Origin of the sequence: Frateuria sp. YIM B11624 (genome assembly GCF_049727805.1) — a bacterium.
Taxonomy (GTDB): Bacteria; Pseudomonadota; Gammaproteobacteria; order Xanthomonadales; family Rhodanobacteraceae; genus Frateuria_A.
The window spans coordinates 1-16,068 of the sequence record NZ_JBCNYA010000028.1; the positions used below are offsets into that span (position 1 = coordinate 1).

At 67.9% G+C, this 16,068-nt stretch carries 13 protein-coding genes; 11 read left to right on the plus strand and 2 right to left on the minus strand.

Going from position 1 to position 16,068, the window contains the following annotated elements; translation table 11 throughout:
- The 7 genes from AAIL17_RS13985 to AAIL17_RS14015 all read left to right on the plus strand — a co-directional run.
- Window positions 1-227, plus strand: a 227-nt coding sequence (locus AAIL17_RS13985; RefSeq protein WP_424683466.1) for a UDP binding domain-containing protein, incomplete at its 5' end; no start/stop codon positions are given.
- Between the two features lie 105 nt (window positions 228-332).
- Entirely contained in the window at window positions 333-1,550 is a 1,218-nt protein-coding gene (locus AAIL17_RS13990; protein ID WP_424683467.1) for a polysaccharide pyruvyl transferase family protein, read from the plus strand.
- 14 nt (window positions 1,551-1,564) lie between these two features.
- On the plus strand, window positions 1,565-2,458 hold the full coding sequence (locus AAIL17_RS13995; protein WP_424683468.1) for a glycosyltransferase family 2 protein: 894 nt from the start codon (window positions 1,565-1,567) through the stop codon (window positions 2,456-2,458).
- 2 nt (window positions 2,459-2,460) lie between these two features.
- Entirely contained in the window at window positions 2,461-3,504 is a 1,044-nt protein-coding gene (locus tag AAIL17_RS14000; protein WP_424683469.1) for an EpsG family protein, read from the plus strand.
- A gap of 195 nt (window positions 3,505-3,699) precedes the next feature.
- The gene (locus tag AAIL17_RS14005) at window positions 3,700-5,163 is read left to right on the plus strand and encodes an asparagine synthase-related protein (RefSeq protein ID WP_424683470.1); all 1,464 of its coding nucleotides are present in this window, start codon (window positions 3,700-3,702) and stop codon (window positions 5,161-5,163) included.
- On the plus strand, window positions 5,160-6,254 hold the full coding sequence (locus AAIL17_RS14010) for a right-handed parallel beta-helix repeat-containing protein (protein WP_424683471.1): 1,095 nt from the start codon (window positions 5,160-5,162) through the stop codon (window positions 6,252-6,254). The genes AAIL17_RS14005 and AAIL17_RS14010 overlap by 4 nt, the downstream gene beginning before the upstream one ends.
- Before the next feature lie 46 nt (window positions 6,255-6,300).
- On the plus strand, window positions 6,301-7,470 hold the full coding sequence (locus AAIL17_RS14015; protein ID WP_424683472.1) for a glycosyltransferase family 4 protein: 1,170 nt from the start codon (window positions 6,301-6,303) through the stop codon (window positions 7,468-7,470).
- Window positions 7,471-7,566: 96 nt separating this feature from the next.
- Here AAIL17_RS14015 and AAIL17_RS14020 read toward each other — a convergent pair whose 3' ends face one another.
- Together AAIL17_RS14020 and AAIL17_RS14025 are read right to left on the minus strand one after the other, a co-directional pair.
- Window positions 7,567-8,724 carry a right-handed parallel beta-helix repeat-containing protein gene (locus AAIL17_RS14020; protein WP_424683473.1) on the minus strand — a complete coding sequence of 386 codons (1,158 nt, stop codon included), beginning with the start codon at window positions 8,722-8,724 and terminating at the stop codon, window positions 7,567-7,569.
- Between the two features lie 410 nt (window positions 8,725-9,134).
- Complete coding sequence (locus AAIL17_RS14025) at window positions 9,135-10,289, minus strand: right-handed parallel beta-helix repeat-containing protein (RefSeq protein ID WP_424683474.1); 1,155 nt, start codon at window positions 10,287-10,289, stop codon at window positions 9,135-9,137.
- Window positions 10,290-11,041: 752 nt separating this feature from the next.
- Here AAIL17_RS14025 and AAIL17_RS14030 point away from each other — a divergent pair.
- From AAIL17_RS14030 to AAIL17_RS14045, 4 genes are all read left to right on the plus strand, one after another.
- Window positions 11,042-12,154 (plus strand): glycosyl hydrolase family 28-related protein, encoded by a 1,113-nt coding sequence (locus AAIL17_RS14030; RefSeq protein ID WP_424683475.1) that lies wholly within the window; start codon window positions 11,042-11,044, stop codon window positions 12,152-12,154.
- Between the two features lie 234 nt (window positions 12,155-12,388).
- Window positions 12,389-13,198, plus strand: a complete 810-nt coding sequence (locus tag AAIL17_RS14035; RefSeq protein ID WP_424683476.1) for a glycosyltransferase family 2 protein — start codon at window positions 12,389-12,391, stop codon at window positions 13,196-13,198.
- 272 nt (window positions 13,199-13,470) lie between these two features.
- On the plus strand, window positions 13,471-14,418 hold the full coding sequence (locus tag AAIL17_RS14040) for a glycosyltransferase family 2 protein (RefSeq protein ID WP_424683477.1): 948 nt from the start codon (window positions 13,471-13,473) through the stop codon (window positions 14,416-14,418).
- Between the two features lie 97 nt (window positions 14,419-14,515).
- Window positions 14,516-16,045 (plus strand): lipopolysaccharide biosynthesis protein, encoded by a 1,530-nt coding sequence (locus tag AAIL17_RS14045; RefSeq protein WP_424683478.1) that lies wholly within the window; start codon window positions 14,516-14,518, stop codon window positions 16,043-16,045.
- Window positions 16,046-16,068: the final 23 nt, after the last annotated feature.

The window sequence follows — 16,068 nt, forward strand, 5'->3', positions numbered from 1 at the left end:
CCGACGTGCTGGCGATCGTGACCGAATGGAAGGCGTTCCGCGCGCCGGACTTCACACGCATCCGGGACACGCTCAAGGAGCCGGCGATCTTCGACGGGCGCAACCTGTACGACCCCGCGCAGGTGGAGGAGGCGGGGCTGGCCTACTACGGGATCGGGCGCGGGCGTTCGCTCGCCACCGTTGCCGTGCCCTCGGCGGCCACGCTGCGATCGGCGGCTACCGCCTGAGGCCTGGAATGGACGGCCATGGACGAGGAGGCATCCGCAGGATGCCGCTTCGCCGATCTCCGTCCCGCCGCGCCAGCTCCGTACCTACCTAGCCAGGACGCTCCCGTGAAACGCTTCTACCTCTCCGGACAACGCACGTTCCGCAACCGAGGTTGCGAGGCCATCGTGCGCAGTACGGTCAGCCTGCTGAAGGATCAGTTCGGCGACGTCGAAGTGCTGGTGCCCTCGGTCAACATCGAGCGCGACAGCGCGCAATGGCCGGACGCCGCCGATTGCGGCGTCCGGCTGGTACGCGCCTACCTGCCGCCGCCGGCGCGCTACTGGGTGCAGTTGCAAAGCCTGCCGCTGCCGCTGATCAAGCGCGCCGGCTGGCCTTTTCCGATGCCGCGCTGGCTGCGCCGCCAACTGGAAAGCGTCGACGCCGTGCTCGCCGTGGGCGGCGACAACTACTCGCTCGACTACCGTATTCCCACGCCGATCATGAGCGTGGACGGCTGGGCCATGGACATGGGCAAGCCGGTGATGCTGTGGGGCGCCTCGGTCGGTCCGTTCGAGCGCGAGCCGGAGTTCGTCGAGCCGGTGACGCGCCACCTGGCGCGCATGCACTTCGTGGCGGCCGGCGAGTCGATGAGCCACGACTACCTGGTCCACAAGCTCGGCCTGCGCAACGTGATTCGCATGGCCGAACCGTCGTTCATGCTCGGCAAGGAGCCGGTCGACCTCGCGCCGTTCTGGCCTAGTGGCGAAGGCCACGTGCTGGGTCTCAACGTCAGCCGCATGGTCGAGCGCCACAAGCGGCACGGCCGCGACGTGCATGCGGAGCTGGAAGCCTTCGTCCGCCACGCGGTGAAGAAGCACCAATTGGGCGTGCTGCTGATCCCGCACGCCGATCCGCTGCGCGACGACGCGCACGGCGGCGATGCCGAATACATGGAGCCTCTGCTGGCGCGGCTGGCCGACCTGGGCGATGCGGTCAGGATGATGCCCAACAGCTTCAACGCCGCGCAGACCAAGTACGTGATCAGCTACCTGCGCTTCTTCATCGGCGCGCGCGCGCATCCGGTAATCGCGGCGCTGTCCAGTGGCGTGCCCACGGTTTCGATCGCCTACAGCGTCAAGGCCTGCGGCATCAACCGCGACCTGTTCGGCAACCAGGAGACGGTGCTGCAGGCGCGCAACCTGTCCTGCGGCCGGCTGCAGGAGGCGCTGGAGCGCCTGGTGCAGCGCGAGGACACGCTGCGCAGCCTGCTCGAGCAACGCACCGCCGAGTGGCAACTGGCCGCGCGCGCCGCGACCGCGCGCATTTCCGACTGCCTGTGCTGAACCCCGGAGCCGCCATGCACGCCACGATTGCAGACAGCCTGCCGCTCCCGGCCATGGACGCCGACACGCGCCGGGTGGCGCCGGTGAGCGTGGTGGTGCCGTGCTACCGCTGCGCGGACACCATCGGGCCGGCCGTCGCCTCGGTGGCCGCCCAGCGGCTGCCGCCGGCGGAGGTCCTGCTGGTCGACGACTGCAGCGGCGACGGCACGCTCGAGCGCCTGCGCGAGGTGGCCGCCGGCTATCCGGCCGGCTGGGTCAAGGTGCATGCGCTGCCGCGCAACGGCGGCCCCAGCGGCGCGCGCAACCTGGGTTGGGAGCGCGCCACGCAGCCGTACATCGCCTTCCTGGACGCCGACGACACCTGGCATCCGGAGAAGCTCGCGATCCAGATGGACGTGCTCGCGGCCGATCCGGCCATCGCCTTGCTGGCGCACTCGATGAACGTACAGCCGCGCACGGCGCCGGCGCCGCCGGTGCGCCGGCCGATCGCGGTGCGCGTACTGCCCAACCGCCTTCCACTGCTGGGCAGCCCGTTTCCCACGGCCTCGATGGTGCTGCGGCGCGACCTGCCGTTCCGCTTCGACGAGCGCCGCCGGCGCGCCGAGGATTTCATGCTGTGGGCGCAGATCCTGCTCTCCGGCTACCGCTGCGCGCGGATCGAACCTGTGCTGGCGTCCTGGCACAAGCCGCCGTTCGGCGCCGGCGGCCTCAGCGGCGACATGGACGCCATGTACGCCGCCGCGATCGACGTGCGCCGCACCCTGCACGCGCAGGGGCTGATCGGCGGCGCGCGGATGCACGTGGCCGCCGTGCTGGGCGTGGCCCGCTACGCGCGCCGTCGCGTGCTCACCTATGCGCGGCGCTTCGCCGGCCATCCGCATGCCACCCGTGCCGACCAGGCGAGCTGACCATGGACCAGACCGTAGCGTTGATCGACAGTCCCACCAACAACAACGCCCGCATCATGCTCGGGGTGATGCTGGTGGCCGCGGCGATCGTCGTCGTCGACCTGGTGGTGGGCACCCGCGGCAACATCGGTACCGATACCTCGGTGTATGCCGGCGTCTACGATGCGCTGCTCCATCATGCCGAAGGGCAGAGCCGCTTCGAGCCGGTGTTCTACTACCTGAGCGTGGTGCTGGCCGCCACGGGCATGAGCTTCACCGCCTACGAGAGCGTGCTGTTCCTGGTGATGATGGGAACCGTGGTGGTGGCCACGCGGCGCTACCACGACTACCTGGAGAGCGAGACGCGCTACATGACCTTCCTGGTCGCCTCGCTGCTGTTCCTGTTCATCTCGCCGGTGATGTCCAACGCCTCGATCAACGTGGTGCGCCAGGGCTTGGCGTCGCTGCTGGTATTTACCTCGCTGCTGGCGTTCTACCGACGCCAGTGGCGCGCGTTCGTGCTGTGGGGCCTGCTCGCGACCGGCTTCCACTATTCCTCGCTGCTGTATCTCGTCTTCGCGCCGGTGCTGCTGCTCAAGCCGAAACTGCAGCGCGCGCTGGGCATCGCCGCGTTCCTTGCCTACTGCAGCGGGCTGACCATGGTGCTGGTGCGGGCGCTGGTGCCCGGCGTCTACACCATGGTCATGGCCTACGACGCCAGTTCGACCTTCAAGGCCGGTGTGCGGCTCGACTTCGCGGTGTTCTCGCTGTTCTGGTACGTGCTGCCCTTCGTGGTGGCGCCGCTGGTGCGCGAGCCGGTGCGCGAGCGAATCAACCGCAGCACCGCGGTCTACCTGGTGCTGATGCTGCCGTTCTTCGCAGTCGGCTGGGGCAACTTCTCCAACCGCTACCTGCTGCCGGCGTGGCTCTCGGTGTCGCTCATCCTGGCGGCGATCTGTTGCGACAACCGCTTCTCGCCGCTGCGCAACCCGGTGGTGCTGCGCATGGGGCTGGTCGGGGCCGCTGGCGTGTTCTGCTACTACGTGACGCACGGCATCGTCCTGTGAAGCTGCCGGCACCGCCGCGACGGGCGAGGCCGCGCCCGAATTCACCAGGCGAAGGCGCCGCCATTGCTATTTCGTAACCGACCGGGCCGCCCCGCCGGGGACGCCGCGGGACGGGAGGCCACGAGGGCATCGCCAAGCGGTGCCGCGGCTTCCGGGTCCAGACCCATTCACGCGTCCGCGAAGGAAGATCAAACCATGTCCACCGCCGTCCTGCAGGATCCGCCACGCCACATCAAGCTCAGCATCTCGCCCTACCGCGGCGAGGCGGATTTCGCGCCGCTGGCGGACGGCGCGGGTGAACGTCCGCTGGATCCGGTATCGATCGCCGACGTGCTGCGCAACGCGTTCGTCTATCCGCCGCACACGATCTACCGCGACGTGAAGGTGGCGCCCTTCGGGTTCGACCCGGCGCATGACCTGCACGCGGCGCCCGAGTATCGGTTCGCCTTCCGTTCCTCGCCGGCGCCATCATCGCGCCCGGCTCCGCAGGCAATCGACGAGGACACCTTGCTGGAGACTTACCATCGCCTGCTGTGCGAGGCGGTCACACGCTCGACCGCCGGCATGCAGGCGCCGTGGATGCTGCAGAGCGGCGGCAAGGACTCCAGTTCGCTGGCCATCGCCGTGGCCGAGGCGCGGCCGGACACCCGTTGCCTGACCTACCTGGGCGGTCGCGAGGAGGATGAGGTGGCCTCGGCCCGCGCGGTCGCCCGACAGCTCGGCCTGCGCCACGAGGCGCTGGTGTGCAAGCCGACCCGCGCCTACGACCGCTACCTGGCGCTGGTGCCGCGCATGCCGCTGCTGTCGGCGGATTTCGCGCTGCTGTCCTACGCCGACCTGATCACCGAGATCGCGCAGGCCGGCGGTGACGGCGTGATCGACGGGCTGGGCTCGGACATCTATTTCGGCACGCCGGTGGACGCGCGCCGCAGCACGCTGTTCCGCATGGCCCGGGGGCTGCCGGTGCCCGCCGGCCTGTTCCGCGCCGGCCCGGTCAGTCGCAGCTTCGTCGCTTGCTTCGTGCTGGCGACACTGGGGATGGATCCGTTCGAGCGCTACTTCCCCGGCTCGCGCTTCAGCGACGCGGAGGTCGATCGCCTGCTCGGCCGGCCGGTGGCCGCGCAATCACGCCAGCGCCTGCGCGTGTTCCAGGAGGAGCTCGCCGCCGCGCGCACCATCGAGGCGCGCAAGCGCGTCACGCTGGCCATCGTCGAGGCGGGGGCGGGTTTCCCCAAGGGCCAGTACACCACCAGCGCGCTCGGCCTGCGCCAGGCCTATCCCTTCTGCGACGCGCAACTGGCCGAATGGGTCTACCGCGAGGTGCCCGACGCGCAGTTGATCGACCATGAGGGCCACAACAAGCCGCTGGTCCGCAAGCACATCGCGCGCCGCTTCGGCGAGCTGCCGTACGTGCGCGCCAAGGGCTGCTTCCGCTTCGACCTGTGCGGCCTGGCCGCGGAGCGCTTCGAGCAGGTGCACGCCTTCGCGGTGCAGGCGCGCGACCTGATGCCCGGCGCCGCGCGCTGGCTGGAGGATTGCCGCGGACGCATGGGCAACAAGTTCTTCGCTTCCAAGTTCTACCTGCTGGCGATCACCCTGCCGTGGCTGCTCAGCCGCGCGGAGGCCGGCGCCGCGGCCGCGCAGGAGTCCGGCGAATGAGCGCCGCCGCCCGTCGCGAGTTCCTCCGCCGCAGCCTGGCCCTGGGTGCGGCCGTCTTGTTTGCGCCGCTGTCGCGCGGGAGCAGTGCTGCTACGGGCAAGGTCGTCGACGTGCGCTCCAAGGGCGCGCGCGGCGACGGCCACAGCGACGACACCGCCGCCATCCAGGCAGCCATCGACGCGTTGCCGGCTGGCGGCGGCACCGTACGCGTGCCGGCGGGCAACTACATGGTCGACGCCTCGCGGGCGATCAGCCTGCGCTCGAACGTGCGGCTGGAACTGGCGCCGGATGCGCAGCTGACGGCGCTGCCCAATGCGCTCAGGCGCTACCACGTGATCCGCGTGTGGCGGGTGCAGAACGTGCAGATCGTCGGCGGCCGGATCGTCGGCGAGCGCGACCAGCACCAGGGCGACACGGGCGAATGGGGCTACGGCATCAACATTCAGGCCGCGCGCAACGTGACGGTGGACGGCACCCACATTTCCGACTGCTGGGGCGACGGCATGTGGATCGGCGCCTTCGGTCGCGGCGCGAACGCCGACCTTTCCGAGGACGTCACCGTGCGCAACGTGGTGTGTACCAACAACCGCCGCCAGGGACTCTCGGTCGGCCCCTGCAAGCGCGTGCGCATCCTGGACAGCACCTTCAGCGACACCCACGGCACCGCGCCGCAATCGGGCATCGACCTGGAACCGATGCGCCAGGGCGAGGCCAGCGACCTGTTGATCCAGGGTTGCACCATGACCGGCAACAAGGGCTGCGGCCTGGAGATCCACCACAGCGTGTCCGGCGTGGTGGTCCGCCAGTGCACGATCCGCGACAACGCCGGCTACGGCGTGCTCGCCGCGCAGATGACCGACCTGTGGGTGGACGGCAACACCATCACCGGCAACGGCCTGAACGGCGTGAAGCTGGCAGGGCATACCCGCGACGTGAAAGTCACCGGCAACACCCTATCGTCCAACAGCACGCGCTCGCTGCGCCGGTCGCTGAAGGCGCTGGCCTCCGGCGCGCCGGGCGGGCCGCACGCAGCGCAGCTGCAGATCGGAAAGAACACGTCCAACGTGCACGTGTCGGGCAACGTGTTCTAGCGCCCGCCATGGCACACGGGAGCGGCAACGGCAAAGGATCCTGGTGATGAAATTCGTCTTCTACGCGAATACCGACTGGTACCTGTACAACTTCCGCCTGTCCACCGCGCAGCGGCTGCAGGCGGATGGCCACGAGGTGGTGATGCTCTCGCCGCCCGGCCCGTTCGGCGGGCGCTTCGCCGCGCGCGGCTTCCGCTGGGTCACCCTGCCGATGGACCGGGCCAGCCTCAACCCGCTGCGCGAGGCGATGACGCTCAGGCACCTGGTGCGCGTGCTGCGCCGCGAGAAGCCGGACCTGCTGCACAACTTCACGGTCAAGTGCGCGGTGTATGGCGGCGCCGCCGCGCGGCTGGCCGGCGTGCCGGCCACGGTCAACGCGGTGGCGGGCATGGGCTATGTGTTCACCAGCAACGGCGTCAAGGCGCGCTGCCTGCGTCCGCTGGTGCAGGCACTGATGCGCGGCACGCTCGACCACCGCCGCTCGCTGCTGGTGCTGCAGAACCCCGACGACGCGGAGATCTTCCGCCGCTCCCGGCTGGTGGCACGCGACCGCATCCACGTCATTCGCAGCTCCGGCGTGGACACCTCGCGCTTCCGTCCCGGTTCGATGTCCGGCCGCGACGGTCGCCTGCGCGTGCTGCTGGCTGCGCGCCTGCTGTGGGAGAAGGGCGTCGGCGAGTACGTCGAGGCGGCCCGTCAGCTCAAGGCGCAGGGCAGGGACATCGAGTTCGTGCTGGCCGGCGCGCCCGATCCGGGCAACCCGCGATCGGTGCGCGAGGAGCAGGTGCAACGCTGGGCGGAGGAGGGTGTCATCACCTGGCTGGGCCATGTCGAGGACATGCCCGCGCTTCTTTCCACCATCGACGTGATGGCGCTGCCCAGCTACTACCGAGAGGGCGTGCCCAAGAGCCTGATCGAGGGCGCGGCCGCCGGCCTGGCATTGATCACCACGGATCAGCCGGGTTGCCGCGAGGTGGTCACGCGGCACGGCACGGACGGCCTGGTAGTGCCGCCGCGCAACGCCGCAGCGCTGGCCGCGCTGGTCGCTCGGCTGGACGACGACCGCGCGTTGCTGGCGCGGCTGGGCGCGAAGGCACGCGAGAAGGCGCTGGGTGAATTCGACGAGCGCGCGGTGATCCAGCGCACCCTCGACGTCTACGAGCGCCTGCTCGGCACCGACATGCCCGGCGGTTCGCTGGCCGGTTCGGCGTCCTAGGGCGTCGCGGAAAGCAAGACGCCGGGGCAGTTCGTGCCCCGGCGACCGGTCTTGCCTTCATCCACGCGGCGGCTGCCTGGCCGCCGGCGGCGTTGCTTACTTCCGCCGCGGCGAAAGCGTGTTGTTGGACCGGCTGATGGCGTAGGTCTTGTTGCCGATCTGGATGTCGCGGCTGGTGGCGCCGCCGGCGCGGGCCGGGGACATGTAGCGCGTGCTGTTGTATTGCAGCGTGTTGCCGCGGATCGAGGCGTGGTGCGTCCTGGCGCTCATGCGCAGGCCGGCCAGGCCGTTGCGGGTCGCGTGGTTGCCGGTCAGGGTCAGGTGGTGGGCGCTGATCGACATCAGGCCGAACCCGCGGTTGCTGGTGAAACGGTTGCGCGTGAAGGTCACGCCCGAGACGTTCGTATGCACCTCGACGCCGTTGCCGCGATTGTTGGCGAACGTGTTGTTCTCCACGCGCACGGTGTTGACCGGACCCTGGTCCTGCGGCTCGAAGTCGATGCCTGCCTCCGGCAGCGTCCCCCGGGTGTTCTGGAAGGTGCTGTTGACGATGTAGACGTGCTGCGACGGGCCGATGGACAGACCCTGGCGGCGGTTGTGCGAGGAGGTCACGTTGTTGACCGTGACGTAATTGGAGCGATCCAGCCGGCGGCCCTTGCCGGTGGCACCGATCCACATGCCGTCACCCCAGAATTCGGAGATCCTCACGTTGCGCACCAACACGTGGTCGGAGCCGGAGATGTTGATGCCGTAGCCCCACTCGCCGCGGCTACCCTTGTGGCGGGCGCGGTCGCCGGTGATCTTGCCGCCGACGATCGCCACGTTGTTGACGTTGAAGACCTTGACCACGACGTAGCGGCTGGCGCCGTTGGGGATGACGCGGAGCTCGGCGTTCGGATCGAGCTTGAGCCGGGTATGCGAACGCAGCCTCAGCGGCTTGAGCGCATTGATCATGTAGCGGCCGGCCGGTACGTAGACCGTACCGCCGCTCCTGGGCAGTGCATTGATGGCGCGCTGGATCGCAGCGGTATCGTCGTGCGAACCGTTGCCCTTGGCGCCGGTGTTCTTGACGTTGATGGTGCGCGAGCCGATCGCGATGTGCGGCGTGGCGTCCCACCAGGTGGCGGCAGCAGCAGGCAGTGCCACGGCAGACAGCGTCAGCGAAGCGGTAGCGATCATCAAGGACTTCGCGAGGAAGTTGCGCTTGGCGGTGGCTGGCTTCGCCGAAAGCTGGATGTCGTGTAGTTTCATCATCAGTGGTTGACCCTCTCGTCACGTGGAAGTGACGGGAACCATGCAGGACCTTCACGTGGCCTAACAAGCTCGTCCATTGGGTCGCGTTCATGAAGATCAGGACGACTTTCCACGGACCTGTGATGTCGCCGTAAGCACTTCGTTTTGCGACTGGAAGAGTGGCGTTAAAACCATTTCGATCGAGGGCAGGAGAGGCTTCTGGCGCACGTGTGTCGACGTTGCATGTGGACGTCCATTCACTCGGCCTGTCCCTGGCCTTCACGGCAGCGAGCCGGCCACGAGGGGAGGCGGGACCGCGGTACCGCCCGCCTGCATCCAAGGCGGGCATGCCCATGGACAAAGAAAAAGCGCCGGGCATTGCTGCCCGGCGCTCGTCCGTCGACGACCGGAGCGCAAGCTCCGGCGCAGGCTCAGTTCGGCGTGAGCTGGTTGCCGGTCTTGGTGATCGAGTAGGTCTTCGAGCCGATCTGGATGTCGCGGCTGTCGGCGCCGCCCGAGCGGGTCGGCGACATGTAGCGGGTGCTGTTGTACTGCAGCTTGTTGTAGCGGATGGACGAGTTGTGCGTCTTCGAACTCATGCCCACGCCGGCCAGGCCGTTGCGCGTCGCATAGTTGTTGGCGATGGTCAGGCCCGCCGAATTGATCGCCAGGCTGCCGAACCCGTAGTTGCCGCTCAGCGTGTTGCCGGTGATGGTGATGCCCGAGATGTTCGAGTGCAGCTCGATGCCGTTGCCGCGGTTGCCCGAGAAGGTGTTCTTCTCGATGCGCACCGTATCGACCGGGCCCTGGTCCTGCGGCTCGATGTCCATGCCGGCCTGCGGCAGCGTGCCCTGGGTGTTCTTGAAGGTGCTGTTGACGATGTACACGTGCTGCGACGGGCCGATCGAGATGCCCTGGCGGCGGTTGTGCGACGAGGTCACGTTGTTGATCGTCACGTAGTTCGAGCGCACCAGGTTCGAGTACTTGCCGTTTCCGCCGACGAACAGGCCGTCACCCCAGAACTCGGACACCGTCACGTTGTGCACGAACACCTTGCTCGAGCCGGTCACGTAGATGCCGAAACCCCACTCGCCGGTGGAACCCTTGTGCTTGGCCCGATCGCCGGTCATCTTGCCGCCGACGATCTCGACGTTGTTGACGTTGGACGCCCTGACCAGGAAGTAGCGGCTCGCGCTGTTGGGGATCACCACCAGCTCGGCGCTGGGGTCGAGCCGCAGGCGGGTGTGCGAACGCAGGTGGATCGACTTGGTGGCGTCGATCATGTAGCGGCCAGCCGGCACATAGACCGTGCCGCCGCTGGAAGGAAGCGCATTGACGGCGGCCTGGAAGGCGGCCGTGTCGTTGTGCGTGCCGTTGCCGAGCGCGCCCTTGTTCTTGACGTTGATGGTGGTCGAACCGATCGAGATGCTCGGAGTGGCATCCCACCAGGTGGTGGCTGCAGCAGGGAGCGCCACGGCAGACAGCGTCAGCGAAGCGATGGCGATCATCAAGGGCTTTTTCATCGAGAACCCGCGCTTGGTGGTGGCCGGCTTGGCCGAGGACTGGGTGTCGTGTTGGTTGGTCATCAGGAGGTGAACTCTCTCGTCACATGGAAGCGACGCGAAAGATGCAAGGCCTTCACGTAGCTAACAAGCTCGACCATTGGGTTCTGTTCATGGAAGCGGCGCGGGCGGGGAAGGCCGCATTGCAGGCTGCAAGCGGGTTTGCGCGGGATATGGCGCGTTATCACGCGTTTGGGGCGACACGCCATTCACATGGCAGAGGGCGTGTGGGGCGCGCGCGTCTAACGCGTGCCTAACTTTCTTGCCTGCATCTGCACGCCCAAGGTTTGTCGCAGCGCCTTGTACGGGCGGCCAGAACCCGCCGTCGCACGGGCAGGCGCTCAGCCATCAATGCGATCGGGCGGATGCGGGCGGCTGCCGCATCGTCCGAAACATCTTCATGTCCGCGCCGTCGGCTCTTGCACCCGGCGGGAGCGGGGCGCGCTCCCGCTTCGTGCGCGCGAATGGATGAAGGGTTGCAGGCTGGCAGGCGTCTGTCTGTGCGTTCCCCGTCCCTTGTGTGATGCGGTTCTCGCCTGTCCTGCTGGGCTCCAGGGGGCGTCGGGCACTTTTTGCCAACGTGGTCATAGATTGACCACTTGGGGTTCTCTGTCGAGCTTGCTTAGGTATGTGACGATCGCGCATTTTTTGCGTGAGCTTCGCGTGACGAAGCCCTACCCGACAAGACACCCGAGAACCCGTTGAACATGAACACTTCCGTTAACAATCAGAATGTTGCCGCTGCCTCCCGCGCTTTCGTCACGACGAAGAGCTTTGTGAAGAAGCCGTTGATGCTGGCGTTCGCCGCACTCGCCCTTTCCGCCTTCGCCGCGCCCTCGTTCGCCGCCGACTGGTGGACCTCCATGCCCGCCACCGTGACCGGCAAGACCAAGGTCAACGTGCGCAACTACGGTGCCCTCGGCAACGGCGTGCATGACGACACCGCCGCCTTCCAGGCCGCCGTCAACGCGCTGCCCGCCGACGGCGGCACCGTCTACGTGCCGGCCGGCCGCTTCATGATCAACGCCCTCAAGCCCATCAAGATGCGCTCGCACACCCGCCTGCTGATGGACAGCCTGACCACGCTGGAAGTCATTCCGAACAGCGCGACCCGCTACTTCGCGATCAAGGTCGAGAACGTCACCGACGTGCGCATCGTGGGCGGCAACCTGGTGGGCGACCGCGCCAAGCACGTGGGCACCACCGGTGAGTGGGGCTTCGGCATCTACGTCACCGGCGCCAAGAACGTGGTCATCAAGCAGGTCAACCTGTCCAACTTCTGGGGCGACGGCATCTGGATCGGCGCCATCGGCAAGGGCACGTCCCTGAACCGCTCGGATTACGTGACGGTCGACCGCGTCGTGTCCAGCAACAACCGCCGCCAGGGTCTGTCCATCGGCCCGGCCCAGCACGTCCTGATCACCGACAGCACCTTCCAGAACACCAACGGCACGCTGCCGGAGGCGGGCATCGACATCGAGCCGCAGGACCAGGGCCCGGCCAACACCATCCGCCTGCAGAACAATACCTTTGCCAACAACCACGGCAACGGCATCGAGATGCACACCAACATCTCCGACATCACGATCACCGGCAACAAGATGATCGGCAACTACGGCTACGGCGTGCTGGGCATTTCGGCGGCCTATATCAATGTCACCGGCAACACGATGACCCAGAACGGCCTGGCCGGCGTGCGTCCCAGCGCCGTCTCGCACCACTGGTCGATCACCGGCAACACGCTGCAGTACAACAGCACCCGCTACATGTCGGCGACCAGCACCGGCGGCCAGCTCAACCGCGACCTGCAGTTCAGCGCCAAGAGCTACGCCATCTCGGTTTCCAACAACATCTATTCCAACGCCAAGTACAACGGCTACGTCCAGTAAGCACCATCCGCTGGTTTTTCCCGGGGGCAGCCTTTGGCTGCCCCTTTTTTTGCGCCCGCGTTCCGGGGGCGGGCGCGATTGACGACGCCTTGATCCCGCGCCACCGATCCTAGCCGTTAAATTTCCGCAAGGTCGGGGTGGGTCATGAACAGCAGGCCTCAGGCTCAAGCCGTCTTGGATGGGGATGGCCGGAATGCCCGGCCCGGCGTATCGCCATCGGCAGCGCTTGCGCCGGTGAGCGTGGTGGTTCCCTGTTTCCGTTGTGCGGCGACCATCGACGACGCGGTCGCCTCGATCGCGGCACAGACCTTGCGGCCGGCTGAGGTCCTGCTGGTGGAGGACGCCAGCGGCGACGACACGCTCGACGCCCTGCACCGCGTGGCTGCCGCCTACGGCAGCGACTGGATCAAGGTGATCGCGCTGCCGGCCAACCGCGGCCCGTCGCACGCGCGCAACACCGGCTGGCAGCAGGCGCGGCACCCCTACATCGCCTTCCTCGATGCCGACGACAGCTGGGGACCGCGCAAACTCGAACTGCAGATGGCCGCGCTGGCGGCCGATCCGGACATCGCCCTCATCGCGCACCAGATGCTGGTGCGGCCGCGCGGCACCGAGCTGCCGGAGCCGCGCTCGCCGGCGGACGTGCAGATCGTGAGCCGCACCACCCTGCTGGTGCGCAACCCGTTCCCGACCGCTTCAGTGGTGTTGCGCCGCGATCTGCCGTTCCGCTTCGACGAGGATTTCCGGCGTTCGGAGGATTACCTGTTGTGGTCGCAGATCGTCCTCTCCGGTTATCGCTGCGCCAAGATCGACCAGGTGCTGGCGATCTGGAACCGCCGCGAGAACGGGGCGGTCGGCCTGAGCGACGACTTCGACGCGATCCACCGCGGCCGGCGTGACCTGCGCCGCAAGCTGGTGCGCCAGGGCCTGCTCAGCAAGCATGAATTCCTCTTTGCCAGCACCATCGGCATGGTCAACCGGATGCGCCGGGAACTGCTCCGCGGGTTGCGCCGGTACCGCTCGCGCAGGCGTCCGCGCCCCTGAACGGATGCCTTCCAGGCGCCTGCGCGAGGATCATCGGACGACTGCCGCGTGCGCTTGTTGGACGGTGCTTTCACGGCAGGGAGTCAATCATCTGCACGGCGGGACCGAGGGCAGGCGGCATGGCCCTGCGGTGCTTCCTCCCACCGGTTCGTCGCCCATCGCGCCAGGCAGTGGCGCAGCACGCGGCGCGCGCTGGCCGTTGAACCCGAAGCAGGAACGTTTGGCCTGATGATGCGATCGATCGTGTGCACGGACACAGGCAAGAGGCCCGCATGAACCTCAGCGTGGTGATTCCCGCGTACCGCTCCGAGCGCTGGGTCGGGCGGGCGATACGTTCGGCGCTGGCCGAAGGCGTGGCCGACCGCAACGTCATCGTGGTCGAGGACGGCGTGCTCGACGGCACCGCGCAGGTGGTGCAGGCCACCGGCGCGAGGCTCACCTCGCTGCAGCGCAACGGCGGTGCGCCGCATGCACGCAACCTGGGCCTGGCTCAGGTGGACACCGACTACGTGATGTTCCTGGACGCGGACGACTACGTGGAGAACGGTCTGCTGGCCGGCCTGGTGGGCGCGCTCGAGCGCGAGCGCGCCGACGTGGCGATCGGCCCGTGGGTGTACGACGGCGATGGCCGCGAGCGCGGCATGCTGCGCCAGCCGCCCGCGCTGGACAACGCCGAGCGGATCTTCCACTGGGTGATGCACGCCTTCTTTCCGCCCTGCTGCATCGCCTGGCGCGCCGACGCCATCCGTGCAATCGGCGGGTGGGACGAGCGCCTGCGCAAGGACCAGGACGGCGAGCTGGTGATCCGGGCACTGATCCGCGATCTCAAGGTCGCCGTCTCGGAACAGGGCAACGGCGTGTACTGGCAGCACGACTCGCCCCATCGCGTCACCAAGGCGCAGATCAAGGACGTGATGTACGCGGCCGACGTGGTGTTCGCGCAACTGGAGGGCTGGGTGCGTTCGCGCATCGCCAACGGATCGGCAGGCGACGAGCGCGTCTCGCTCGGGCGCTTCTGCTGCAAGACCGCATGGGTCGCCTACGCCTACGGCGACAGCGCCGCTGGCGCGAAATGGAGCGCCAAGGCGCGCGAGCTCGGTTTCCACAACCGCGGCTACAACTACCGCAGCGCGCTGCTGGCTTCGGTGCTGGGCATCCGCATCTCCTCGCGCATCAAGGCCAGCACCCGCCTGGTGTACCGGCGAATCGCACAGCGCTAGGCCGGTTCCCGTTACACAGCCGATTCACGCGGACCCGTCCAACGTTGGCGCCCCCGGCCCCACCGTCGAGCCCGCTTCCACACCATCGCAGCCTCTCATGACAGAAACGCACGTCAGCGCCCGCCATCGGCTGTTCGAAACCGATCACCTGCACCAGGATCTGCGTGGCCGCAGCGTGCGCGGCGCGGCGGTGACCATCGGCAGCCAGGCGGCGCGCTTCGTGCTGCAACTGGCCGGCATGGCGGTGCTTGCGCGACTGCTGGTGCCGGCCGACTTCGGCGTGTACGGCAAGACCATCGCGCTGACCGGTTTCATCACCGTGATCCAGACCGGCGGCCTCTCGCTGGCGACCGTGCAGCAGGCGAAGATCAACCATGCACAGATCAGCACGCTGTTCTGGCTCAACGCCTTGCTTGGCGTGGTCGCCGCGGGCCTGATCGCGGCGCTCAGCCCGGTCATGGCGTGGTTCTACAAGGACCCGCGCGTCCTCTGGATCGGACTGGCCATGGCCGGCGTGGTGCTGATTACCAGCCTGGGCGTACAGCACCGCGCCCTGATACTCCGGCAGATGCACTTCACGCAGAAGGTCAGCAGCGACATCGCGGCCCTGTTGATCGGTTTCGCCGCGGCGATGATCAGCGCCTGGTTCGGTGCCGGCTACTGGGCCTTCGTCGTGCAGCAGTACGCCAATGCGCTGGTCACGCTGGCCATGCTCTACGGGTTCTGCCGCTGGGTCCCGGGCCTGCCGCGCCGCCGCACCGGCGTGCGGCCGATGGTGAAGCTCGGGGCCAACCAGAGTGCGTCCACGGTGCTCAACTTCGCCAGCAGCAACATGGACAACGTGTTGATCGGCCGCTACGTCTCCGATGCCGCGTTGGGTTTCTACACGCTGGCCTTTCGCCTGCTGCTGTTGCCGGTGCAGCAGATCAATGCGCCCCTGACCGCGGTGATGGTGCCGGCCTTGAGCCGGCTGCAGCACCAGCCCCAGCGGTTCGCCCGCTTCTACTATCGCGCGCTGGGCGCGATCGTCTTCGTGGGCATGCCGGCCGTGTGCTTCCTGCAGGTCGACGCCGCGCCGGTCATCCAGATCGCGCTGGGCGCCAAATGGCTGCCGGCCGTGCCGCTGTTCGAGGCGCTCGGCGTGGCGGCCTTCATCAGCACCTTCAATTTCGCCGGCGCCTGGGTCTACTCGTCGCTCGGGCGCACCGAGCGGCGTCTGCGCTGGCAGGTCATCGCCACGCCGGTGACGCTGGTCGCGTTCTTCATGGGCCTGCCCTGGGGCGCATTGGGCGTGGCCATCTCCTTCAGCGCCAGCCGCGCACTGCTGCTGGTGCCCTCGCTGCTCAATGCGTACATGGACACGCCCGTCGACCTGCGCACCACGGCGCGGACGCTGGCACGACCCGCGGCCGCCTCCATCGGTGCTGCCCTCGTGCTGTGGGGCATCCATCACGTGAGCGGCCCGTGGCCGGTGCATTGGGTGGTGCTGGATGCGCTGATCTACGGCTGCCTTTACCTGGGCGCGTGGGTCGTCGACGCGTCGGGCCGCGCGCATCTTCGCGATCTCATGGGCGTGCTCGAAGACCTGCGCTCGCGCAAGCGCGAAACAGCGGCGGGCAACCCGTGAACAGCCATTCCCGCAGTGACCGA

Coding starts and splice junctions, on each gene's coding strand:
- AAIL17_RS13995 (WP_424683468.1), top strand. CDS start 1,565: ATGCACGCCACGATTGCAGACAGCCTGCCGCTCCCGGCCATGGACGCC.
- AAIL17_RS14000 (WP_424683469.1), top strand. CDS start 2,461: ATGGACCAGACCGTAGCGTTGATCGACAGTCCCACCAACAACAACGCC.
- AAIL17_RS14005 (WP_424683470.1), top strand. CDS start 3,700: ATGTCCACCGCCGTCCTGCAGGATCCGCCACGCCACATCAAGCTCAGC.
- AAIL17_RS14010 (WP_424683471.1), top strand. CDS start 5,160: ATGAGCGCCGCCGCCCGTCGCGAGTTCCTCCGCCGCAGCCTGGCCCTG.
- AAIL17_RS14015 (WP_424683472.1), top strand. CDS start 6,301: ATGAAATTCGTCTTCTACGCGAATACCGACTGGTACCTGTACAACTTC.
- AAIL17_RS14020 (WP_424683473.1), bottom strand. CDS start 8,724: ATGATGAAACTACACGACATCCAGCTTTCGGCGAAGCCAGCCACCGCC.
- AAIL17_RS14025 (WP_424683474.1), bottom strand. CDS start 10,289: ATGACCAACCAACACGACACCCAGTCCTCGGCCAAGCCGGCCACCACC.
- AAIL17_RS14040 (WP_424683477.1), top strand. CDS start 13,471: ATGAACCTCAGCGTGGTGATTCCCGCGTACCGCTCCGAGCGCTGGGTC.
- AAIL17_RS14045 (WP_424683478.1), top strand. CDS start 14,516: ATGACAGAAACGCACGTCAGCGCCCGCCATCGGCTGTTCGAAACCGAT.